This window comes from Sulfurimonas sp., assembly GCF_047622445.1.
Lineage (GTDB): Bacteria > Campylobacterota > Campylobacteria > Campylobacterales > Sulfurimonadaceae > Sulfurimonas.
Window position 1 is genome coordinate 1 of the sequence record NZ_JBLHOE010000005.1, and the last position, 21,198, is coordinate 21,198.

Genomic DNA, 21,198 nt, shown 5'->3' on the forward strand with positions numbered 1-21,198 from the left:
TTGATATAGAAATTGATACAGAAGATACTGATAGTTTTTGTAATACAGTACGAGCTATTTCACCGACATTTGGTGGAATTAACCTTGAAGATATAAAAGCACCCGAATGTTTTGAAATTGAACGTCGTTTAATTGAAGAGTTAGATATCCCTGTTATGCATGATGATCAGCATGGTACTGCTGTTATCTCAAGTGCAGCAATGATTAATGCATGTAAAATAGCTGGAAAATCTATTGAAAATTTAAACGTTGTAGTAGTTGGAGCTGGGGGAGCTGCAATTTCTTGTGCAAGACTATACCGCCACTTAGGTGTTAAAAGTATACATATGATTGATTCCAAGGGTGTTATTCACGCAGGGAGAAGTGACTTGAATGAGTTTAAACGTGAGTTTGCAAATCAAGATTATAAAACACATTCGGAAGTATTTGAAGATGCTGATGTTGTTCTCGGGCTTTCAAAGCCAGGTAGCTTTTGTATAGAAGATATACAGAGAATGTCTGAGAATCCTATCGTTTTTTCTCTTGCTAACCCTACTCCAGAAGTTTTTCCAAATGATGTACTTAAAGTAAGACCTGACGCTATTGTTGCAACAGGAAGAAGTGATTTTGACAATCAAGTAAACAATGTTCTTGGATTTCCATTTATCTTTAGAGGGGCAATGGATGTAAGAGCTAGGAAAATCAATATAGAGATGAAACTGGCAGCAGCGCATGCTTTAGCTGAGCTAACTACAAAAGAAGTACCTGAGTACCTCAACAAAATTTATAAAAAAGAATTAAAATTTGGTAAGGATTACATCATTCCAAAACCATTCGATAAAAGACTTATAGTTGAAATATCTTCTGCTGTTGCAAAAGCCGCAATCGATAGTGGTTCTTCACAACTCAAAGATTTTGATTTAGAAAACTATAGAAAAGAACTTGCAGAGCTTATTTAGTCCTGCAAGTCTCAATAATCTAAGCTAGATTTTAAAGAGATCCTGATGTGGCATTTTATGATCTATCGGCTTACTTGGATCTCTAATCTCAACAAGTACTGCATCTCTACAGGACTCGATTGGAGAAACTAATTCAACAATTGAGTTCGGAGATAAAATTGCATCATGAACAGCCTCACTCTCTTTTGTTCTACAATAAATTATATTTTGAGATGTATTTTTATATACAAAACCATAGTAACCACCCTTGAAAAAAGAAACCTTATCCAATACAGCATGATTTGTTATCGCCACGTTTGTTTCAGGAACACTCACATTAACAATCGGTGCTTCTTGTGCAGGTAGATTATTAACAATTTGCATCTCTTTTTGATTACTTATTACTATTTCTTCATATATTTTATATAAAAAGAAACTAAATATTGCCGCAGCTGCAACTAATACAAGTTTGAAAAATATATTTGCCATGCTATTTATATTTGTAGTTTTTTTATTTTCTAGTAAAATATTGTTGTGATACTCAAGAAGTTCGTTATTCTTTTGCAGTAGCTGACTTACTGTAATATTTTTTTGAGGAAGCATATCTCCATGCCCTTCTTTATCTTCTTCAATGATTTCTACAATTTCTATTTCGTTTTCTTTCAATATGTAATCCTTTTTATACTAAGTAAGTGAGTAAAACTTTTTTAAACCTAATTTTGCTTTTGAATCAAGTCGATATGAAATATAGTTTAAATAATTGTTTATCTCTTTTTTATCTATCTTTGTTCTTTGTGATGCTTTTTCCAATATATACTGTGGAATTTTTATTTTTTGCTTTAAAAATTGTTTTTCAATAGATCTATATAATTTTACATCTTTATGAAAACATAACAATGCAAAAACAAATGGTAAATTATATTTACGATGCCATTCTTCAGCTAAATCTATATACTCGCAAGAAGAGAGTGCATATTTTAAAGCCTTGTCTCCAATGAGAACCTTACCTTTAATATGTAAGATGTTGGCCAAAACATTAGAGCTTGCTGATTCACAGTCAGCTTCATTATTTGCACTTGGAACAACAATAACACTCTGAACTTCTGCTTTTGCAATAATCCCTAGTCCAACATGTCGGTACTTTTTCGCACTAACACTTGAGATAAATGCTGCATCTACTCGTCTTGAAGTAAATTTTTTATTTACCTGCGCTGGTACACCACGATAATACTGCATACTCATCTTTTGCTGTGAGCTAGAAGTAAATCTTTTCATAAAGACATGAAATGGTAAAAGGTTAAGATATTCAATTTTGCCAAAAACCATGCATGCCCTTAAAGTTTAATAAGTGGAATTATACACTACTTAACTTATCTTTGATATAATCACTTTAATTATATAAGGAGTCTAGATTATGATTAGAGTCGAATTCTTAGGACCTATACAAAAAGATGCCCTCGAGTTAGAGATAACAAACCTCAGTGAATTAGCTACTATTTTACAAGAAACTCCTGAGATGTTAGAGTGGCTTAACAACTCAGCTGTAGCTGTAAATGACACACTTGTTTCTTCACTTGATTACCCACTCAAAGATGGAGACAAAGTTTCAATGCTTCCTCCTGTTTGTGGTGGATAGAACGTGCTAAGAATTTATGATGGTGGTTTAAATGTACCACACATTCTAGAAACCTGGTACAAAGAAGAGTCTACGAGTAACTACGGTGCCTTTATCCCCTTTATAGGTACCATTCGTGATGAAGATAACATTGATGGTCTAAGTTTTGACATTTATGAACCCATTTTAGAAAAATGGTTTAAAGCTTGGCAAGAAAAAGCAAAAGCTAAAAATGCAATTATAAAAATGGCACATTCTCGCGGAGATGTCTTACTTCACCAGTCTTCATATATTGCTTGCGTCTTTTCACCAAAAAGACGTGTTGCACTAGAGTTTATAGACGAATTTGTTGAAGACTTTAAAGCCTCAGCACCAATTTGGAAATACGATCTCAAAAATGGAAAAAGAATTTACGCTCTTGATCGCTCTACTGCAATCAAAGGAAGTGGACTATTGGCTTAAGCCAATAGCTTTCACTGAAAATCTTTTAGTGATTTACAGTATCGTGCTTTAACACAGAAGTGACCACAGCGGTCTTAGCGGAATTAAGGGACTTTGTTCCTTAATGGGACTATCGATGAAGGTTTCCTTCATTTTATGGAATAAAATCAAGGAATTTAATACATGAATTTAATATCTTACGAAACAAGTCTAAATATGCTCGAACTACTTGAAGTTAATGCTTCAAAAAATGAGAACGTACCTTTAAGCTTAGCTCTGGGAAGAACCTTAAGTAAAGATGTTATTGCAAAATACAATGACCCTAGATTTCCAACGGCTTCTATGGATGGGTATGCTGTTATTCATTCTGACTTAGATTCTGATAGCATTAGGGTACTAGGAGATAATCCTGCTGGTCATGATGAAACAAGAGTTGTTACTGAGGGCACATGTATTAAAACTTTTACTGGTTCTAAAATGCCTCAAGGTGCAGATACTCTCATCCAAATTGAAAATGTAGATGCTATTGATGGAAAAATTACTATCGAAGAAAAAGTTCCCTTAGCTAATGCAGTTCGTCCTATTGGTGAAGGATATAAATCTGGCGATGTTTTAATCAAAAAAGGGACGAAAATTGGCTTTGCTGAGATTGGCGTTATGGCTGGTTTGAACATTGTTATGGCAAACGTAGCTGTACGTCCTCGTGTTGCTGTTATATCAACTGGAAGTGAAATCCTTGACCTTGGAGTTGAGAGTGATAATCCATCACAAATACGTAGTTCTAACAACTACACTTTAGCGGCACTCTTTGAGCAAGCAGGTGCCCAAGTGATTCAACTTGGAACTGTTGGGGACGACAAAGACTCCATCATGAAAACTTTTGAAAATGCTTTATGTTCTGCTGATATTTTAGTAAGTACGGGTGGCGTGAGTGTTGGAGATTATGACTTTGTTAAAGACATCGTTCCGCGCCTCGGTGCAGAAGTGATTTTTAAAGGTGTAGCGATTAAACCAGGTCGTCATATCATGGTAGCACAACGTGAAGATAAGTTTGTTCTAGCACTTCCTGGTTTTGCGTACTCATCAACTGTTGTATCTATGCTTTATGTACTTCCTCTCATTGCAAAGATGCTAGGCAAAGAAAATTCTTTTAAAACTGTAGAAGCAAAACTCTCTGAAGACTTTCACAAAAGAAGTCGCTTCACTGAATTCACCGCTTGTAACGTAACAATAGAAGATGGTCAGTACTTTGTAAACTTTGATGGGAAAAAAGTAGGAAGTTCAGCAATTTTAACAAATATGCTTGAACGTAGCGCATTAATGATAAGTGGTGAAGAGGACAAGAACCTTGAAGAAGGAACCTTTGTAAATGTAATTTTATTGGAGAATTTCTAATGAAAGCCATTTCTATAAACATTAGCAATAAAGACATTCAAGAATTAGACATTGAAATAAAACCCGACACAGTCTATAGTTTTTTTAACTCTATTTTGATTGATGAGATCGAGACCCTTACTAAACATACAATTCACACAGATGCTAATGCACTCTCTGAGTTAAAAACAGCTTTTTTCATTGGTGAACAATTAGTTATAGGGAATGCTTTGATAACAGGTAAGTCCGATGAAGGTGAAAAGGCCACTACAATCCCATTAAAAGAGCTAGAAGAGATTATATCTTACAATGTAAGCAAGTTTTACCTAGATACACTTTCTCTTCTCTCAGCGACAGATATCAACATCTACCGCCCATTTTTTGTTTCTAAAGATACTGAAAACATCCCTTTAAGCACGGAGTGGGTACTTTACACTTTCAACATCGCTGATGAGAGAACAAAAAAGTATTTTTTAAATGAATTAGAAAAATCACTAAGCTCTACAAAAGAGACTGAAGTGTTTATACAGAAGATGGCAGGATTAGCGCTAAACGCTGCCTAATTCATATTTATAAAAAACTGAAAGTTTGCATTTCTCTCAAAAAGAAGTGTCGGGTGAAATTTAAAGTCTGATATATATTTCATAACATCTTTTTGATTTTTAACATGTTTATCATTGACCTTAAGAAGTTGATCTCCAACTTTTAAACCATAGTCTTTTTTCTTTGTGTCTATAGCAATAATATATAAGTTTTTATCAAAAGTAAGTCCATACTTTTCTAAGTACGTTTCAACTTTATAGCCACCGCTTAGTCTTTGTTGGGTTCTTACTTTTATATTTAAAGTTTTTCCATTTCGTTTTATTTTTACATTATGTGTAGATCCAACTTTTGCAAATAAAATACGTCTCATAAGTGTAGAGCTATACTTTACTTTTTTTCCATCCATAGACAAAACGTAGTCACCTATTTTAAATGGATTTTTTTTCATAAAAGGATCGTAGGAAGTTACTTTGATACCTTTGTTAGTATCTTTAACACGTATACCGATATCAGAGTATCTAATATCTTTTTTATTTATAAACCTATTAATGTATACTTTTTCAATCACTCCACGAGGTGTTAGAATACCTTCTAAAGAACAACAACTGTTCGTTAAAATAGCGGGTGCTTTTACCTCATACTTAAAATATGCAAATTGATTCAAACCAATTTGTCTTTTAAAGATTCTTCCCTCAATGGAAGATGACTTATTTATTGCGGCAACCCCAGATGGCTCTCTCATGTTTATTCTAAATGGATGTTTAAATCTTTTTGAGTCTTTAACAATATAAAGTGCTAAGAATGGATCGTGTTTAAGAATTTTTCCCTTTGGTTTTATTGTAGAGAACACAAGTCTTGTATATTTTGTAATGGGAAGTTGTATTGTTTGGTTTTGCAGAGAGTTTGAGTCTTTAACTTTGTTTATACATGAGTCAAAACCACCTTCACAGGCATAGAGATTTAAAAAGAGAAAACTAAGAGTTAAAACAACTCTTAGCATTTATTTTGCCCCAAATGGGTTCATACCACCGAGCATACCCATAGCACTCTGCTGTTGGTTTTGTTGTACCATCTTATTAGCATCACTAATAGCACCAATAAGTAAAATTTCTAAGGATGATTTATCTGATAAAAGAGAGTCATCAATATTTAAATCAATCACTTCACCCTTCCCGTTCACACTAAGCTCAATCAGCCCACCTCCAGTTTTCACATTGAAGGTTTTTGATTCAAGTTCTCCTTGAAGTTTGGCAGCATTTTCTTGCATACCTTCAAGCATTTTACTCATATCGCCCATATTCCCAAACATATACTATATACTATCCGCTATAGTTTCTATGTCATTATTGTCATCTAAGATAACAACTTTTGGTTGATACGTTTCGAGATCTTTTTCATCATACGTTGCGTAAGCAACTATAATTACTTTATCACCTTTATGTACTTTACGCGCGGCAGCACCATTTAAACAAATGTCACGTTTACCACGTTCGCCTAAAATAATGTATGTACTAAAACGTTCACCATTATTAATATTTAATATTTCAACTTTTTGCCCAACTCTCATCTTAGCAGCTTCTAGAAGCTCCTCATCTATAGTAATAGAACCAACATAATTAAGGTTGGCATCCGTTACCGTAGCACGATGAATTTTGCTATAAAGCATATCAATTAACATAACTCTTCCTACCTATTTATTATTTACCCATCATTTTACGTGCATCAGCTGGACTCATTGGAGCATCCCAGAATTCTTCAGCAATTACATACTCTTCTACAACTTTCCCACCAATAATATGTTCTGTGATGATTCTATCAATTCTTTCTTCTGTAAGACCTACATACATAGTATGACCAGGTTCGATTAACATAATTGGACCTTGCGCACATCTATTCATACATGAAGTACGAATAATTGGAGCTGTCATCATAACACCTTCCATCATTAGTTTCTTTGCAGCATATTGAAATAGGCCTTCTGAATCTGGTGTAACACATGATGGTTTTGGCATACCTGGTGGAGCTGATTGCTCGCATTTGAAGATATAAAATGCCGGTTGAGGGATTCCCATTTAAATTTCCTTAAATTTTTTAATGGAATTATATCAAAAAAAAGATTTTAAAAAGAATTTTTGTAACTTAACTTAGATATTTAAGAGTTCTCTTACTACTTCTCTATCATCAAATGGGAATTTTTCATCATAAATAATTTGATGTACTTCATCGCCTTTACCAAGGATTACAACTACTTCTTCACCTTCTTGATCATCAAGAGCCATCTCAATTGCTTTTCTTCTATTAAGTTCCACTGTAACATTTGTTCTATCATCAATGCCTTCAAGAATATCTGCAATAATAAGTGAAGGATCTTCATGACGTGGGTTATCACTAGTTATGTAGGTCTTTTTAGCAAGTGAAGCAGCAACTCTACCCATCAATGGACGTTTAGACTTGTCTCTATTTCCACCAGCACCAAAAACAACTAAAAGTTCTTTTTCTTTGAGTGCATTCAAAACTTGTTGCATGCCATCTGGAGTATGCGCAAAATCAACAATAACATTAGGTGCTTCACAAACTTGCTCCATTCTTCCACTTACACCTGCAAAATTATCTACAACTTCCGCTATCTCTTCGAGTTTTTTACCTGTTAAAAGATTTGCCGCTGCAATTGCGGCCATAAGATTGTAAAGATTAAAAAATCCATGAAGGGAGGCAGTAAAAGGAACTATCTCTTTAAAATGCTGAATTATACCGCTCGAAGCATCATTAAGTGAATATGCCATAAGTCTATACGTAGAAGGATTTTCAATCGAGTAACTATATGCATTCTTTATATTGAAAGCAGCTTTTTCCTCATCACGATTAATTAACTTCATTCCTTCATCTTGAAAAAAGCTATTCTTTACCGAAATATACTCACCGAGTGTTTTATGATAATCTAAATGATCTTGCGTAATATTTGTAAGAATTTTTAACTGAAAATTCAAACCTTCAATTCTCTTTTGCACAATGGCATGAGAACTCACTTCCATAATGAAGTATTCACAGCCTTGCATTACGGCTTGATAAATATGTTTGTATGTATTAAGTACAGAAGGAGTAGTTAGCGTTTTACCTTCCGCTATCTCGTCATTCATAAATAAACCACGAGTGCCTTGCATAGCAACCTTGTAGCCTAGATCAAGTAAAAATGAGTAAAGGGCACTTGCTGTAGTAGTTTTACCATTTGTTCCAGTAATACCAATAATCTTAATTTTATCTACGCCAAAGTGTTCTGCTATATCTTCAACTTTAATGATTGAATGAGCATTATTATCTTTTGCATTTTGAAGATACTTTTCATTTTGAGTTGTCAAAACAAAGGCTGTTTGAGGATCACATTCTTGTGAGTTTTCACTTACATATTTATATTCTAAATTTGGTAATTCAATTTTCAATGTTACTTGGCCTTTGCAAGTTTTTTTAGTAGTTTTCTCAAAGATGTGTCCGAAGGATACACACCTAAAGCATTTTCTAAGTATGTCAAAGCCATATCAGTATAATCATGTTCAATCAAATTATCTAAAAAATCAATAAAGTCAGCTTTTTCTGTGATAATAACCTTCGTTGAAAACATAATATTTTCAAAGGTTTCTTTAAAGCCTTCTCCATCTTTTATAATATTTTTAAAATCTTGATATAGAATTCCATCTTCAAGTTCAATTCTATCACGAATAGGCTCTGCAAATATTTGACCAAGTTTTTCTAAGGTTCCATCCATATTTTGTAAAATATCACCCATAATAGTATCTGCAGCTTCTTGATCTTCTTCTTTAAGAATCTCATAGTAGTCAAATAAAGCTTCAGCTCCACCTTCCCCACTCATAGCCATTTCAGAGAGTATCACACCATTATAAGCCTCTTTAGAATTAGGATAGTTTTCTAAAACAAAGGCAAACTTTTCTAAAGCATTTTTATAATCTGCTTGAGAAAAGCTATCTTTTGCTTGTGTTAAAGTCTTGAACTTACTGATAGTAGCCATATTTTACTCTTTTCTTATAGTTTGTCTATATCGTTTTCCATACCAATTGGTACATTTACTACACATAGTTCTGGATGGATATCCATTCTGAGTTGTCTCTCAACTCCATACTTTAGTGTATTTCCACTACTTCCACAGCCAATACATGCGCCTTTGAGTTGTACATATACACTTGAATTTTTTACCGTTATAAAATCAATATCTCCACCATCAAGAGCTAGAGAGGGACGAACCTTATCTATAACAACTTTTACTGGATCCATTAACTCTTCATCACTAAAGGGAATCATATACTATCCTTTATATAGTTATTTATTTTTGTAAGTATAAAATATGACAATATCGCTTAACAAGTCATAAAGAATTAAACTAAGTTTCTACTTTTAGTCTAACAGTGACATTGTTTCATTCACATAAGAAGGCTTTCTCATCCCAACTAAAATAAAATCAATACTTTCTCTTTGTAATAAAAAGTTTATGGCACATTCTTGCATCCTGCCAGTACACTCAGATAAAGGCTCTTTTAGTTTTGTTCGAGTAGCTCGAGAACATTCATAGGCTACCATTTTTCTGTACTCAGTTAAAAACATATCTATAAAGTTATACATAGTTTCACGATTTTCCTCATCTACAACTTCAAGTGATGTTTTAATATGAGGTATTATATTCGAATAAAGAAAAGCATCATAATCACCAATCCAGCCAAACTTGTGTTTATTATCATCTAATTCTTCAAGAAGGTTAAATAAAGGTCGCAACATATCATTATCACACACTTCCATAAGTTCATTGAAATGATTATAATACTCTGTACTTTCATCATAATCTGCAAGACGGTACATTAGACCTTCGTATTGCGCATTTAATGGTCTGTTGACTAAAACTCTTAAGCCGTTCTCATGAGACCATGTAGCACATTTTAGTCCATTAGTTTCTAATATGTTAATCGGAAGCTGAATTGTAGTAAATCCATGTTTGTCATTACCTATCTCATCCGCGGCATCTTCAGCTAAGGTAATGAGGTCTTCAAAGGGAAGAAACTCTTCATCACTTCTAAGCTTTGAAAAACTATTTGAACTTACTCCATAAGATTTTATACGTCCATTTTTTATTTCAACTTCGAGTGTCATAAATGCATCAAATAATCTTTTATACATTTCATCAAGCCTATCATCTTTTGTAACACCCCTGTTAATAGCATCCAAAAGATAATATTCTGGGTTATGTACAAGGTAACAATCAAGAGAAGTTCTCTCAAGTCTCTTAAGTGTTTGGGTAAGTTGATCTTCTATAAAAGTTTGAGAGATACAATGAAAACATTCTGGTGAATATTCAACAACTTCATCAAAAGGTGTCTCTTGATGTCTTTGCATATTTTCATTTTGTATATATCCAAATTTAGATACGATTTCTATGCCTTCTAAAATATCTTCATCAAATTCTCTAAAAGCTAAAGCAATAGCACGTTCTGCTCCACCATCCATGTAATTAGACGATGTGTCTATCATAGTGACACCCGCGTTGATTGCTTCTTTTAATGCTGCTATGTGTTGAGGATTATGATCACTAATTCTATATGTTCCAAATGCGAAATTACTCATTTTATATTCTCTCTTAAAGTATTTTAGAATGCGGAAGGTTTAAAGGGGGTATTGGGCAAAGCCCAATAAGCATATCAAGTAGTAATTATACTAATTCGATAAATGCCATAGTCGTAGCATCACCACGACGGATTCTAGTACGAGTAATTCTAGTATATCCACCATTACGGTCAACATACTTAGGAGCTATCTCATTTACTAAAGTTTTTGTTGCTTCTTTACTTTGAAGCGCAGCGAATACTGTTCTGTGAGCGTTAGAATCATTCTTAGTAGCAACTGTAATAAGTTTTTCTACATATGAACGTAATTCTTTTGCTTTAATTACAGTAGTTTCTATTTTACCATGTTCAATTAACGAAATACTAAGGTTCTTAAGTAAAGCAGCACGGTGTGCACTTGTACGACCTAGTTTACGGTATCCATGACGATGTCTCATCTAATATCCTCTTATTAAGCCTGCACGGCTTCTATTTTCTTTTTTAATGCTGTTACTAAATCATCTGCTAAATCCGCGCCAACTGCAAAACCATACTCTTGCACTTTTTCAACGATTTCATCATATGATTTTTTACCAAGGTTTTTAACATTTTTCAAGTCGTTAGTACTCATTAATGTTATTTCACCTATTAGTTTAATGTTTGAGCGATCAAGGCAGTTAAAACTTCTTGCACTTAAACCTAAGCTATCTATATTTGTAGTTAGTTTCTTTAAATCAGGAGATTCTTCAACTCTCTCAATTGTTACTGGAGCTTTGATACTAATCTCTGAATTAAATACTGCTAACTGAGCATACATAACTTCTAGAGAGTTTCTAAACGCATCAACTGGTGAAATTTGACCATCAGTTTTAATATTTAGAATAACTCTCTCAAAGTTAGGATTATCTTCTACAAGAACTTTCTCAATTTTGTATGTAGCTGCACGAACAGGAGTAAAATATGCATCAAGTGCAATAAATCCTTCTTCAAGTTCATCATGAGTATCTTCACTAGGAACATACCCAATACCTTGCGCTATTTTAATTACAAAATTAAGTACAGAGTCTTCATTTAATATAGTTAATGGAGCATCAGGTGTTACTACCTCAACTTCATCATTATTTAAATCACTACCTTTGATAGTACAAGGACCGGTAAAGCTGTAGTTTATCTCTGCTTCAGTTACATCATTATTAAGCTTAAAACGAATCTCTTTAAGATTTAAAATGAAGTCTGAAATATCCTCAAGCATACCACGTACAGAGTCAAACTCATGCTTGGCACCCTCTATTTTAATAGCGATTGGAGCATATCCAACCGAGCTACTTAGTAAAAAACGACGAAGAGGATGAGCTAAAGAGATACCATAACCCATTTCAAACGGGTATGCCATAATATTAGCTTCATTCTCACTAATTTGTTCTACCTCAAACTCTTGTGGAGCAAGTGGAGTAGTTTTAATCTTTTTCATCTAAGTCCTTTTAGTAGCTATTATTTAGAGTAAAGCTCAACGATTAAACGTTCTTCAACAGGAATAACAACTTCATCACGTTCTGGTAAACGAGTATAGATACCAAATACTTTATCAGCATCAATATCAACCCATGGAGCGATACCTGTTTGGTTAGTTAACTCAATAGCACGAACAATTTGATTGTTTTTCTTACTTGCTTCACGAACTTCTATTTTCTGACCAGGTTTAACACGGTAAGAAGGGATATCAAGTTTTTTACCATCTACTAAAAGATGACCATGAGTAACAAGTTGACGAGCAAAACGACGAGTTGAAGCAAAACCCATACGATAAACAATGTTATCAAGTCTACTTTCAATTAAAGTAATAAGGTTTGTACCTGTATTACCCTCTCTTCTTTTTGCTTCAACGAATAATGCACGGAATTGCTTTTCAGAAACACCATACATGAATTTCGCTTTTTGCTTTTCATTAAGTTGTAAACCATACTCAGAAACTTTCTTACGACGCTGACCATGTTGACCAGGACCATAAGGTCTTTTCTCTAAAGCAGACTTACCCGCTAAACGACGCTCACCTTTAAGGTTAAGACTTACACCGAATCTTCTTTCGATCTTCTCTACTGGACCTCTATATCTTGCCATCAGTAATCTCCTTAAACTCTACGACGTTTAGGCGCGCGACAACCGTTGTGTGGTAATGGTGTAACATCTTTCATAAATGTAACACGAATACCTTCAATAGCGCCAACAGCCTTAACTGCAGTTTCACGACCTGAACCAGGACCTTGAACTTTAATACCAAGTTCTTTAATACCATGAACTTGAGCTTTAGCAACCGCATCTTCAAGAGCAGCTTGAGCTGCAAATGGAGTTGATTTTTTAGAACCTTTAAATCCTAAAGAACCAGCAGAACTCCAAGCAATCATGTTACCCATCTCATCTGTAATAGTTACAAGTGTATTGTTAAATGATGCAGCAATGTGGCAGATACCACGTGCAATATTCTTTTTTACTACTTTTTTTCTAACAGCTTTTCTTTTTGCCATCTATTATCCCTTACGCTGCGCCGACAGTTTTACGTTTACCCTTACGAGTACGCGCATTTGTCTTTGTTTTTTGACCACGACATGGAAGACCACGACGGTGACGAAGACCTCTGTATGAACCTAAATCCATAAGTGCCTTAATATCCATAGCTACTTTCTTACGTAAATCACCTTCAACCATATGGTTGGCACGGATTTCAGCAGTAATTGCAGCTACATCAGCTTCGTTTAATTCGAAAACTCTTTTGTTAGGGTCTATACCAGTCGCTGCTAATATTAAGCGAGACGCATGTAAACCGATACCATAGATGTACGTTAAACCGTACTCTAATCTTTTCTTTTTAGGTAAATCAACACCAGATATACGAGCCATGGTTATCCTTGTCTCTGTTTATGTTTTTTAACTTTGCAGATTACTCTTACAATGCCTTTTCTCTTAACAACTTTACAGTCGTCACACATCTTCTTTACTGAAGCTCTTACTTTCATCTGTAAGTCCTTATTTCGTTGTCTTCACTGCTCTTAGGCTGGCTATCATTGCTCACCTGACCCGAAATCATTCGGTTCTGGTTCAAACACTAAAGCTTCACCTATTGGTGAGAATCTAGCTTGCCAATACTTTTATTCATATATTTGTATATATAGATAGAAATACTCTATTTGTTTGTTAAAACAGCAAAGCGGACGTGGATTGTATCCAAATTAATGTAAAAGATTTATTAAATGGATACCTATTGCCTCCTTTTATTTACTTTTCTCATAAATATCTTTCCTATTAGTGACATTAAAGTGACCACTTTTATTATTAGTGCTTAACCTATCTTTATATAAACTATGAAAAACAGTTGAAGGTTACTCCATGGTTGAGAATATTTTAAAAAGAGATGGCTCTTATAAAGAATTTCAAGCTTTTAAAATTAAAGATGCAATAAAAAAAGCTTTTAAGAGTGAACATATAACGTACAATAGTTCTATATATTTCAATGTATTAGAGATTCTAAAAACTAAAAGAGTAGTTGCTGTAGAAGATATTCAAGATTCTATAGAACAAGAGCTTTATATAGCAAGATACTTCGAGGTCATGCGTTCTTTTATTCTTTACCGTCATATGCATAAGATGCAAAGAGACAATATACTAGAAGAAGATACTACCTATATAAACTCTACTCAAACTATAGAAGAGTATATAAGTGGAAGTGATTGGAGAATCAAAGCAAATTCAAATACCGGCTATTCAAATGCAGGTCTTGTTAACAACACAGCTGGAAAAGTAATAGCAAACTACTGGCTTGACAAAGTTTACACTAAGGAGGAAGGCCATGCCCACAGAAATGGTGATTACCATATTCATGACTTAGATTGTCTAACCGGTTATTGTGCAGGCTGGAGCTTAAGAGTCCTTCTTGATGAAGGATTTAACGGAGTGAGAGGTAGAGTTGAGAGTGATTCTCCTAGACACTTCCGTGAAGCTCTTGGGCAAATGGCAAACTTTTTAGGAATACTTCAAAGTGAATGGGCTGGGGCTCAAGCTTTTTCATCTTTTGATACATACTTAGCTCCATATGTCTTTAAAGACAATCTTACTTTTAAGGAGGTAAAAAAGAATATTAGAAGTTTTATATATAACCTTAACGTGCCAGCTCGATGGGGACAGTCACCTTTTACTAACATTACAATAGATTGGAACATACCAAATGACCTCAAAGATCAAATACCAACTTGTAAACAAAATCATCTTTTCAAAGATATTAAAGATACTCATCTATCTACCAAAGCAATTAAGAGAGGTGCTCTGTCCCTCGAGAGTATGACTTATAAACATTTTCAAGAAGAGATGAACATGATAAATAAAGCTTATTATGAAGTAATGACCGAAGGGGACAAAACCGGACAGCCGTTTACTTTTCCCATACCTACTGTAAACATTAGCCAAGATTTCGACTGGTATGGAGATAATACAGATTTACTTTTTCAAAATACTGCCAAAATTGGCTCTTCGTATTTTCAAAATTTTATAGGAAGCCAATATAAAAAAGATTCTAATGGTAAACTAATTCCAAATGAAGACGCGTATAAACCTGGAGATGTAAGAAGTATGTGCTGTAGGCTACAACTTGATTTAAGAGAATTACTTAAACGAGGTGGTGGCCTTTTTGGCAGTGCTGAAATGACTGGGAGTATAGGTGTTGTGACCCTAAATATGGCGAGACTTGGGTTTTTACATAAAGGAAGCACTGAGACTTTATTTCTTAGGATTGACCAACTTATGAATCACGCCTATGCAACTTTAGAGAAAAAAAGAGTCTTAATTCAAGACTTGTACGATAGAGGATTATTTCCTTATACAAAAAGATATTTACCTGGGTTTAAAAATCATTTTTCTACCATTGGTGTAAATGGAATGAATGAGATGATCTTAAACTTTACAGATGGAGCAGATGACATAAGTTCAAACTCAGGCATAAAGTTTGCAACTGAAATTTTAAATCATATGAGAAATAAAATGATTGCCTTTCAAGAGGAGAGTGGAAATCTATACAATCTTGAAGCTACACCTGCTGAGGGAACAACATATAGATTTGCCAAAGAAGATAAGAAAAGATACGGCGATGAAATCATTCAAGCTGGGATGGATGAAAATATCTACTACACAAATTCTTCACAGATTCCAGTTGATTTAACAAGTGACCCTTTTGAGGCACTAACACTTCAAGATGATTTACAAACAAAATATACTGGGGGTACTGTACTTCACCTCTATATGCAAGAAAAAGTTAGTTCCACGGAGGCTTGCCGGAAGTTAGTAAAAAACGTAATTTCTAATTTCAGACTACCATATATCACAGTCACACCGCTTTTCTCTGTATGTCCCAAACATGGGTATATCTCTGGAGAACATGAATTTTGTCCAAAGTGTGATGAAGAGTTAATACATCAATATAAGGAGGAAAAAGTATCATGAGTAACAATGAGATATTAAAAATACTAGAAACTAAAAGACAAAAATGCATAGTCTATACAAGAGTAATGGGTTACCATAGACCTGTTGAGAGTTTTAATATAGGTAAAACCGGTGAACATAAACAAAGAAAACAATTTATTGAACACTAAAGTCATTTATGACATAACGAGATTCACTCATCTTGATTATACTGATCATCTTGCATGTATAGTTTGGTTTTCTGGATGCAATATGCGTTGCGATTACTGCTACAACGCTGATATTGTTTACGCTGAAAATGGAGTCTACTCTTTTAATAATGTACTTGACTTTTTAAAAACTAGGGTTTCATTACTCGATGGTGTTGTACTCTCCGGTGGTGAAGCTACAACTCACAACCTAATTGCATTTTGTAAAGAAGTAAAAAAACTTGGCTTTGCAATAAAACTAGATACAAATGGGACAAATTACAACTCCATAAAAGAATTACTTGATTTAAATTTACTCAACTATATAGCACTCGATTATAAAGCTCCCAAAGATAAGTTTACTCAAATTACTCATTCAAATAAGTATGATGCATTTTCAAAAACGCTAGATTTACTTATACACAAAAACATCACCTTTGAAGTGAGAACCACACTGCACAACGACCTTCTTAATATTGAGGACTTAAATACAATAATAAATGATTTATCCAAGAGAGGTTACGCTCAAATATACTATATTCAAAGATTTTTAAATACTGATAATAATATCGGAGACCTTCAAAATAGCAGAAACCTTTTTGATGAATCTAAACTCTCAAAAGTATTAAAAGTAGTGTGGAGGTAAAATTCCAAATAATCTATAGTCTAGAAATTTTATAACCTTGTCCTTTTATATTTATAATTAAATCTTTTGAAGTTTTACTTCTGAGTCTTTTTATAAAGCTTCTCAGTCTCTCCGAGCTTACCTCTTCATTTTGCCATACACTAATTTTAATCGTATCTTCACCTACAATAGTATCTTTAGCATTTTCTAAAAGTAATTTTAAAAACATCTTTTCATTTTTTGTCAATGAAACATATCTAGTATTTTTGTATAAATTATTTGTGGTCTGATTAAATGTAAAACTATCACAAAGTTCTATAGACTTACTATCTAATTTTTCACCAACACTTTGTATGTAATCTAAAAGCTCTTCAGGATCAAATGGTTTTATGAAGTACTTTACAACTCCAATATCAATTGCGTCTAAAAACTTATCACTCTCACTAAAGGCACTCAGTACAATAATAGGTATATCAGAGTCAATTTTTCTTATCTCTCTAGCCATTTCCAGACCAGTTAGATTCGGCATCATGATATCTGTAATGATGATATCAGGAGAAATTTTTAAAAATTTCTCTAAGCCCTCTTCTCCATCTTTTGCTAAAGAAAAACTATGAAAGCTGTCTCCAATAGCATTTTGTAAAAGTGAGGCAAGTTTTTCTTCATCCTCTACAAGAAGAACTTTTAAGTATTTTAAAACTCTACTTTTCATTGTGAATCTCTAATGGGACTTTAATACTAAATGTGGTGGAGTTTTGTTTACTCTTTACATCTAAGTAACCATTCAAGCCTTTTTCACAAATCATTTTTGACATAAAAAGTCCAAGTCCTGTTCCATTACTTTTATATTTAGTGGTGAAATATGGTTCAAAAATTTTCTCTATATTTTCTTTAGATATCCCACCTGCATTATCTTCTATCTCAATGAGAACAAAATTATTATCTTTTTTAATTGTAATACTTATTTCTCGTATGAGAATACTATTAAGTACAAAAGCATCCTTAGAATTTTTTATTAAATTAATAATTACCTGTGTCAGCTCATTCTCAATTCCAAGTACTTCAAACTCTTTTAAGTGAGTCTTAACATTTATAATTTCTGTTCTTATCATTTTGTCTAAGAGAGTAAGTGCCTCTTTTATACTATTGTCTACTTTGAAGTGATGCTTCATCTTCCCTGGTTTAAAAAAGTTTGTAAAATCATCTATCGTCTGTGACATATTCTTAATAATATGCCTACTTTCACTATAGAGCTTTTTCACCTCATCTTCATCCTGATTTAATGCAGATTTCTTAAGTGTAAATAAAGTGAGATTCAATTCTGTAAGGGGCTGTCTCCATTGGTGAGCAATATTAGCTAACATTTCACCAAGACTTGCTAGCCTTGATTGCCAAAACATCATCTTTTGCTTCTCTTCATTTTTAAGTATTTCATCTTTAATTCTAAGTTCTAATGTTTCATTGAGTTCTTGCAGTTCTTTTGTTTTTTCTTTTACTCTTTTTTCAAGATTACTATTTAATTCTTGAAGCTCTAATTCTTTTTTTTCAAGAGAGAGTTTGTAAAAAACCTCTTTTGTAACATCGTATCTAATAGCCATAAACTCAACTATGTTCTTAGCTTCATCAAGTATGGGGATAATCGTAGTATTAAGATAAAAAGTAGACCCATCTTTAGCTAAGTTTTTAACTGTGGATTTATATATCTGATTTGAATTAATCGTCTCCCAAAGAGACTTAAACTTTGAAGAGGGAACATCTGGATGTCTTACAATATTATGATTTTCACCTATGAGTTCATTTTGGGAGTAACCAGAAATTTTACAAAACTCATCATTTGCGAAAGTAATTATCCCTTTAATATCTGTTTTAGAGATTATATTGCTTTTTTCTATCGCTTCTTTATATTGTATCAACATAATCTATTTTATCTAAAAAGTATTTAGTCCCAAATTACACTAACCCCATACTCTTGATTTAAAGATATATACTTATTGTAATAAAGTTTTTTTCCATATTTTTTACTTAATAGTTCAACTTCTATAGAATCTTCATCAAGTAAAGTTCTTACTTCTTTATATGAAAGCCATTTCCCATATTTCGCAAGCGAATTCTGCCAAATCTTAAAATCACAAATTGAGTTCTCTGTTAATTCAAACATTTCACCATCTTCTGTTTTCCAATTTGCATTTGTACAAGCGTAGAGCTTTACTTTTTTTCCACTCACTTCTTTATCTCGCACTTCAATATTACCATCATCACAATATGGGCACTTTCCTAAAATCATTTTTTTTCCTATTTATTTACTAAATAAGTTTACATAAAAAAGAAGAAAATCAACTAAAGTATGTCAATTTGTCATGATTTAGTTTAGTTTTTCCACTTACATTTTATTTATATTTTACATATTGAAGATATAATTAACTATTATATTTCATTAAGGATATTTTTTATGTCTACAAAAAATCTAACATTACTCAGTAAACTATTAATCGCACTTCTTCCCTTATTAATATTGGTTTTTGTTTTCTTATCTTTTATTATGTACTTTCAAATTACTTCTATAGAGAACTCCATATATAAAAAAGAAGAATCATCACTTAAAAATGAAATCCAAAAAGATCTTAATACAAAACTAGAATCACTAAATATGATAGTTACATCTATAGCTAATAATAGTGTTGTAATTGATAGTATGTACAACGAAGAACGAGAAGTGATTTTTGAAGAGATTTTTAAACTGAGAGAATCTTTATCTAAAAGTAATTCTTTTCACAACCCTCTCATACAAATAGTCGACTTAATGAGTTCCTCTTATGTAAAGTCATGGGATAAACAAGCTTATGGTGCGAATGTAGGGATGAGAGAAAGTATACAGTTTGTTCAAGAAAAAAACACTGCGTTTATTGGAACAGAAATAACGAGAGGTGGTATTATGATGGTTGCGACAGCACCACTAATATATATCGAAGACGAGGAAAAAGAATATGTAGGTAGTGTTGATTTCATACTTCGTTTTAATTCTCTCATTTACAAAAAAAACAATCCTAAAGACACCAGAGATATATTAGTCCTTGTTGATAAAAAAATGCTTGAGGTCGCAAGCATTGTAAAAGACCCAATAATGGTTGGTTCTTATTACGTAGATCATGGAAATGAAAAACCTGATCAAAACTTTGTAGATTCAGTATCTAATATTGATTTAAAAGTACTAAAAGAAGAAGGCTATCTTGTTGATGACAAGTACTTTTATACATTTCAAGATATTAAAAATAACAATGGTAATACCATAGGTATGTTTCTCTTAGCAAAACCTATCCAAGAAGTTAACGCAACAGCTGAAGAATCTACTAAAGCGTTAATCTATTTAATCAGTATATTTCTTGCTGCTTGTATTATCATCCTTATTATTTTAATCATAATTATTCGTGTCTTATTTATCTCTCCACTCTATGAGCTAGCAGAAATTTCAAAAGATATATCGACTGGTAAAGGTGATTTAACAAAAAGACTTATTGAGAAGTCAAATGATGAAATTGGAAAAACATCACACTCATTTAACCTCTTCATTGAAAAAGTTCAAGACATGGTCTTGAACGTCATGGTTTCTGGACAAAAAACATTTACAAATGCAGAAGAGGTAACAACTACACTTTCTCAAATAAACAAGCGTATGACACAAGAAAGAAAGTTTTTACACGAAACAACACAACTAGGTCAGAAAGTACAAAATAGCCTAAGTGAATCAATTGAAGGGAGTATAGAAACTACAACTAAAGTAAATCTTGCTGTTGATAATTTATCTTTTGCAAACGAGGATATTATTAAACTAGTTCAGCTAGTTGAAAAAGCATCAGAAAAAGAAAATATGATTGCTCTATCCCTCTCTAATTTAAGTAAAGATGCTGCAAACATAAAATCAGTACTTAATGTAATAGTTGAAATTGCTAATCAAACGAACCTCCTTGCTTTAAATGCTGCTATTGAAGCGGCAAGGGCTGGCGAACATGGAAGAGGGTTTGCTGTTGTAGCGGATGAAGTTAGAAAACTAGCAGAGAAAACACAATATAGTTTAGGTGATATAAATGCAACGATTAATGTTATAGTTCAATCTATAATTGATTCAAGTGTAGAAATGGATTCAAATGCGAAATCTGTTGCAGATCTAGTACGCTACACAAACAATGTAAAAGACAAAATTACAGATAGCTCTGCGTATATACAAGATGCTTCAAAAATTGCCAAAGATTCTGAAACTACCGCAGAAAACTTAGCAATAGATGCCAGAGCGATCATTCAAAATATCAATGATGTAGAAGATTTATCTGCTAATAATAAAACATCACTAGAAGATATCGAAATAAAAGTTACAAAAGTGCAAGAAAGTGCAAATGAGCTAAATAAACAACTTGGTTTATTCAAAGTAGAATAGATT

The 21,198-nt window shown here is 33.1% G+C and carries 28 protein-coding genes; 9 read left to right on the forward strand and 19 right to left on the reverse strand.

Features of this window, described 5'->3' with window-relative positions; genetic code table 11:
* Positions 1-938 (forward strand): malic enzyme-like NAD(P)-binding protein (locus tag ACI9TV_RS01930; RefSeq protein WP_415249073.1); only part of this gene is annotated, 938 nt, incomplete at its 5' end.
* A 24-nt stretch (positions 939-962) separates the two neighbouring features.
* Here the strand turns inward: ACI9TV_RS01930 and ACI9TV_RS01935 are convergent.
* Both ACI9TV_RS01935 and ACI9TV_RS01940 read right to left on the reverse strand, forming a co-directional pair.
* Positions 963-1,583, reverse strand: coding sequence for a hypothetical protein (locus tag ACI9TV_RS01935; protein WP_415249074.1), 621 nt, complete (start codon positions 1,581-1,583; stop codon positions 963-965).
* Between the two features lie 18 nt (positions 1,584-1,601).
* Positions 1,602-2,243: an MqnA/MqnD/SBP family protein gene (locus ACI9TV_RS01940; protein ID WP_415249075.1), complete on the reverse strand. Its 642-nt coding sequence runs from the start codon at positions 2,241-2,243 to the stop codon at positions 1,602-1,604.
* An 88-nt stretch (positions 2,244-2,331) separates the two neighbouring features.
* Between ACI9TV_RS01940 and ACI9TV_RS01945 the strand changes: the two genes are divergently transcribed.
* From ACI9TV_RS01945 to ACI9TV_RS01960, 4 genes are all read left to right on the forward strand, one after another.
* Complete coding sequence (locus tag ACI9TV_RS01945) at positions 2,332-2,553, forward strand: MoaD/ThiS family protein (RefSeq protein ID WP_415249076.1); 222 nt, start codon at positions 2,332-2,334, stop codon at positions 2,551-2,553.
* 3 nt (positions 2,554-2,556) lie between these two features.
* Positions 2,557-2,994, forward strand: coding sequence for a molybdopterin synthase catalytic subunit (locus ACI9TV_RS01950; protein WP_415249077.1), 438 nt, complete (start codon positions 2,557-2,559; stop codon positions 2,992-2,994).
* 162 nt (positions 2,995-3,156) lie between these two features.
* Positions 3,157-4,368, forward strand: a complete 1,212-nt coding sequence (gene glp / locus ACI9TV_RS01955) for a gephyrin-like molybdotransferase Glp (RefSeq protein ID WP_415249078.1) — start codon at positions 3,157-3,159, stop codon at positions 4,366-4,368.
* Complete coding sequence (locus ACI9TV_RS01960) at positions 4,368-4,910, forward strand: hypothetical protein (protein WP_415249079.1); 543 nt, start codon at positions 4,368-4,370, stop codon at positions 4,908-4,910. The genes glp and ACI9TV_RS01960 overlap by 1 nt, the downstream gene beginning before the upstream one ends.
* On the opposite strand, the gene ACI9TV_RS01965 is transcribed toward ACI9TV_RS01960, so the two are convergent.
* The 14 genes from ACI9TV_RS01965 to rpmJ form a co-directional block, all read right to left on the reverse strand.
* On the reverse strand, positions 4,907-5,890 hold the full coding sequence (locus ACI9TV_RS01965) for a PDZ domain-containing protein (RefSeq protein ID WP_415249080.1): 984 nt from the start codon (positions 5,888-5,890) through the stop codon (positions 4,907-4,909). The two genes, ACI9TV_RS01960 and ACI9TV_RS01965, sit on opposite strands and share 4 nt — an antisense overlap.
* Positions 5,891-6,199, reverse strand: coding sequence for a YbaB/EbfC family nucleoid-associated protein (locus ACI9TV_RS01970; protein ID WP_415249081.1), 309 nt, complete (start codon positions 6,197-6,199; stop codon positions 5,891-5,893).
* Positions 6,200-6,202: 3 nt separating this feature from the next.
* Positions 6,203-6,568, reverse strand: a complete 366-nt coding sequence (panD, locus tag ACI9TV_RS01975; RefSeq protein ID WP_415249082.1) for an aspartate 1-decarboxylase — start codon at positions 6,566-6,568, stop codon at positions 6,203-6,205.
* 19 nt (positions 6,569-6,587) lie between these two features.
* The gene (locus ACI9TV_RS01980) at positions 6,588-6,962 is read right to left on the reverse strand and encodes a (2Fe-2S) ferredoxin domain-containing protein (protein WP_415249083.1); all 375 of its coding nucleotides are present in this window, start codon (positions 6,960-6,962) and stop codon (positions 6,588-6,590) included.
* 72 nt (positions 6,963-7,034) lie between these two features.
* Positions 7,035-8,327 carry a UDP-N-acetylmuramoyl-L-alanyl-D-glutamate--2,6-diaminopimelate ligase gene (locus ACI9TV_RS01985; protein WP_415249084.1) on the reverse strand — a complete coding sequence of 431 codons (1,293 nt, stop codon included), beginning with the start codon at positions 8,325-8,327 and terminating at the stop codon, positions 7,035-7,037.
* 2 nt (positions 8,328-8,329) lie between these two features.
* Positions 8,330-8,911: a hypothetical protein gene (locus ACI9TV_RS01990; RefSeq protein WP_415249085.1), complete on the reverse strand. Its 582-nt coding sequence runs from the start codon at positions 8,909-8,911 to the stop codon at positions 8,330-8,332.
* Positions 8,912-8,925: 14 nt separating this feature from the next.
* Entirely contained in the window at positions 8,926-9,201 is a 276-nt protein-coding gene (locus ACI9TV_RS01995; protein ID WP_415249086.1) for a NifU family protein, read from the reverse strand.
* 93 nt (positions 9,202-9,294) lie between these two features.
* A complete protein-coding gene (locus ACI9TV_RS02000; protein ID WP_415249087.1) occupies positions 9,295-10,512 on the reverse strand; it encodes an aldo/keto reductase in 1,218 nt (405 codons plus the stop codon).
* 85 nt (positions 10,513-10,597) lie between these two features.
* Positions 10,598-10,948 (reverse strand): 50S ribosomal protein L17, encoded by a 351-nt coding sequence (gene rplQ, locus ACI9TV_RS02005; RefSeq protein WP_415249088.1) that lies wholly within the window; start codon positions 10,946-10,948, stop codon positions 10,598-10,600.
* Between the two features lie 14 nt (positions 10,949-10,962).
* Positions 10,963-11,961: a DNA-directed RNA polymerase subunit alpha gene (locus ACI9TV_RS02010; RefSeq protein ID WP_415249089.1), complete on the reverse strand. Its 999-nt coding sequence runs from the start codon at positions 11,959-11,961 to the stop codon at positions 10,963-10,965.
* Positions 11,962-11,981: 20 nt separating this feature from the next.
* Positions 11,982-12,608, reverse strand: a complete 627-nt coding sequence (rpsD, locus tag ACI9TV_RS02015; protein WP_415249090.1) for a 30S ribosomal protein S4 — start codon at positions 12,606-12,608, stop codon at positions 11,982-11,984.
* A gap of 11 nt (positions 12,609-12,619) precedes the next feature.
* Positions 12,620-13,012 carry a 30S ribosomal protein S11 gene (gene rpsK, locus ACI9TV_RS02020; protein ID WP_415249091.1) on the reverse strand — a complete coding sequence of 131 codons (393 nt, stop codon included), beginning with the start codon at positions 13,010-13,012 and terminating at the stop codon, positions 12,620-12,622.
* Positions 13,013-13,022: 10 nt separating this feature from the next.
* The gene (gene rpsM, locus ACI9TV_RS02025) at positions 13,023-13,385 is read right to left on the reverse strand and encodes a 30S ribosomal protein S13 (RefSeq protein ID WP_275848990.1); all 363 of its coding nucleotides are present in this window, start codon (positions 13,383-13,385) and stop codon (positions 13,023-13,025) included.
* 2 nt (positions 13,386-13,387) lie between these two features.
* Entirely contained in the window at positions 13,388-13,501 is a 114-nt protein-coding gene (gene rpmJ, locus ACI9TV_RS02030) for a 50S ribosomal protein L36 (protein ID WP_011371958.1), read from the reverse strand.
* A 370-nt stretch (positions 13,502-13,871) separates the two neighbouring features.
* On the opposite strand from rpmJ, the gene ACI9TV_RS02035 reads away from it, so the two are divergent.
* The 3 genes from ACI9TV_RS02035 to ACI9TV_RS02045 are packed head-to-tail and all read left to right on the forward strand — an operon-like array spanning position 13,872 to position 16,787.
* A complete protein-coding gene (locus tag ACI9TV_RS02035; RefSeq protein ID WP_415249092.1) occupies positions 13,872-15,974 on the forward strand; it encodes a ribonucleoside triphosphate reductase in 2,103 nt (700 codons plus the stop codon).
* Positions 15,971-16,123, forward strand: a complete 153-nt coding sequence (gene nrdD, locus ACI9TV_RS02040) for an anaerobic ribonucleoside-triphosphate reductase (protein WP_415249093.1) — start codon at positions 15,971-15,973, stop codon at positions 16,121-16,123. The genes ACI9TV_RS02035 and nrdD overlap by 4 nt, the downstream gene beginning before the upstream one ends.
* Positions 16,113-16,787 (forward strand): anaerobic ribonucleoside-triphosphate reductase activating protein, encoded by a 675-nt coding sequence (locus tag ACI9TV_RS02045; RefSeq protein ID WP_415249094.1) that lies wholly within the window; start codon positions 16,113-16,115, stop codon positions 16,785-16,787. Before nrdD ends, ACI9TV_RS02045 begins: the two co-directional genes overlap by 11 nt.
* 13 nt (positions 16,788-16,800) lie before the next feature.
* Here the strand turns inward: ACI9TV_RS02045 and ACI9TV_RS02050 are convergent, their stop codons facing one another.
* Genes ACI9TV_RS02050 through ACI9TV_RS02060 form a run of 3 tightly spaced genes read right to left on the reverse strand, consistent with a single transcriptional unit; the run spans position 16,801 to position 19,050 of the window.
* On the reverse strand, positions 16,801-17,478 hold the full coding sequence (locus tag ACI9TV_RS02050; RefSeq protein ID WP_415249095.1) for a response regulator transcription factor: 678 nt from the start codon (positions 17,476-17,478) through the stop codon (positions 16,801-16,803).
* Complete coding sequence (locus tag ACI9TV_RS02055; protein WP_415249096.1) at positions 17,468-18,682, reverse strand: ATP-binding protein; 1,215 nt, start codon at positions 18,680-18,682, stop codon at positions 17,468-17,470. Before ACI9TV_RS02055 ends, ACI9TV_RS02050 begins: the two co-directional genes overlap by 11 nt.
* A gap of 23 nt (positions 18,683-18,705) precedes the next feature.
* On the reverse strand, positions 18,706-19,050 hold the full coding sequence (locus ACI9TV_RS02060) for a hypothetical protein (RefSeq protein WP_415249097.1): 345 nt from the start codon (positions 19,048-19,050) through the stop codon (positions 18,706-18,708).
* 165 nt (positions 19,051-19,215) lie between these two features.
* Here ACI9TV_RS02060 and ACI9TV_RS02065 point away from each other — a divergent pair, with 165 nt between their 5' ends.
* Entirely contained in the window at positions 19,216-21,195 is a 1,980-nt protein-coding gene (locus ACI9TV_RS02065) for a methyl-accepting chemotaxis protein (protein ID WP_415249098.1), read from the forward strand.
* Positions 21,196-21,198: the final 3 nt, after the last annotated feature.

Coding starts and splice junctions, on each gene's coding strand:
- ACI9TV_RS01960 (WP_415249079.1), top strand. CDS start 4,368: ATGAAAGCCATTTCTATAAACATTAGCAATAAAGACATTCAAGAATTA.
- ACI9TV_RS01940 (WP_415249075.1), bottom strand. CDS start 2,243: ATGGTTTTTGGCAAAATTGAATATCTTAACCTTTTACCATTTCATGTC.
- ACI9TV_RS02065 (WP_415249098.1), top strand. CDS start 19,216: ATGTCTACAAAAAATCTAACATTACTCAGTAAACTATTAATCGCACTT.
- nrdD (WP_415249093.1), top strand. CDS start 15,971: ATGAGTAACAATGAGATATTAAAAATACTAGAAACTAAAAGACAAAAA.
- panD (WP_415249082.1), bottom strand. CDS start 6,568: ATGTTAATTGATATGCTTTATAGCAAAATTCATCGTGCTACGGTAACG.
- ACI9TV_RS02050 (WP_415249095.1), bottom strand. CDS start 17,478: ATGAAAAGTAGAGTTTTAAAATACTTAAAAGTTCTTCTTGTAGAGGAT.
- ACI9TV_RS02010 (WP_415249089.1), bottom strand. CDS start 11,961: ATGAAAAAGATTAAAACTACTCCACTTGCTCCACAAGAGTTTGAGGTA.
- ACI9TV_RS01980 (WP_415249083.1), bottom strand. CDS start 6,962: ATGGGAATCCCTCAACCGGCATTTTATATCTTCAAATGCGAGCAATCA.
- ACI9TV_RS01990 (WP_415249085.1), bottom strand. CDS start 8,911: ATGGCTACTATCAGTAAGTTCAAGACTTTAACACAAGCAAAAGATAGC.
- ACI9TV_RS02035 (WP_415249092.1), top strand. CDS start 13,872: ATGGTTGAGAATATTTTAAAAAGAGATGGCTCTTATAAAGAATTTCAA.
- ACI9TV_RS02055 (WP_415249096.1), bottom strand. CDS start 18,682: ATGTTGATACAATATAAAGAAGCGATAGAAAAAAGCAATATAATCTCT.
- ACI9TV_RS01995 (WP_415249086.1), bottom strand. CDS start 9,201: ATGATTCCCTTTAGTGATGAAGAGTTAATGGATCCAGTAAAAGTTGTT.
- ACI9TV_RS02000 (WP_415249087.1), bottom strand. CDS start 10,512: ATGAGTAATTTCGCATTTGGAACATATAGAATTAGTGATCATAATCCT.
- ACI9TV_RS01970 (WP_415249081.1), bottom strand. CDS start 6,199: ATGTTTGGGAATATGGGCGATATGAGTAAAATGCTTGAAGGTATGCAA.
- rpmJ (WP_011371958.1), bottom strand. CDS start 13,501: ATGAAAGTAAGAGCTTCAGTAAAGAAGATGTGTGACGACTGTAAAGTT.
- glp (WP_415249078.1), top strand. CDS start 3,157: ATGAATTTAATATCTTACGAAACAAGTCTAAATATGCTCGAACTACTT.
- ACI9TV_RS01945 (WP_415249076.1), top strand. CDS start 2,332: ATGATTAGAGTCGAATTCTTAGGACCTATACAAAAAGATGCCCTCGAG.
- rpsM (WP_275848990.1), bottom strand. CDS start 13,385: ATGGCTCGTATATCTGGTGTTGATTTACCTAAAAAGAAAAGATTAGAG.
- ACI9TV_RS02060 (WP_415249097.1), bottom strand. CDS start 19,050: ATGATTTTAGGAAAGTGCCCATATTGTGATGATGGTAATATTGAAGTG.
- rpsD (WP_415249090.1), bottom strand. CDS start 12,608: ATGGCAAGATATAGAGGTCCAGTAGAGAAGATCGAAAGAAGATTCGGT.
- rpsK (WP_415249091.1), bottom strand. CDS start 13,012: ATGGCAAAAAGAAAAGCTGTTAGAAAAAAAGTAGTAAAAAAGAATATT.
- ACI9TV_RS01965 (WP_415249080.1), bottom strand. CDS start 5,890: ATGCTAAGAGTTGTTTTAACTCTTAGTTTTCTCTTTTTAAATCTCTAT.
- rplQ (WP_415249088.1), bottom strand. CDS start 10,948: ATGAGACATCGTCATGGATACCGTAAACTAGGTCGTACAAGTGCACAC.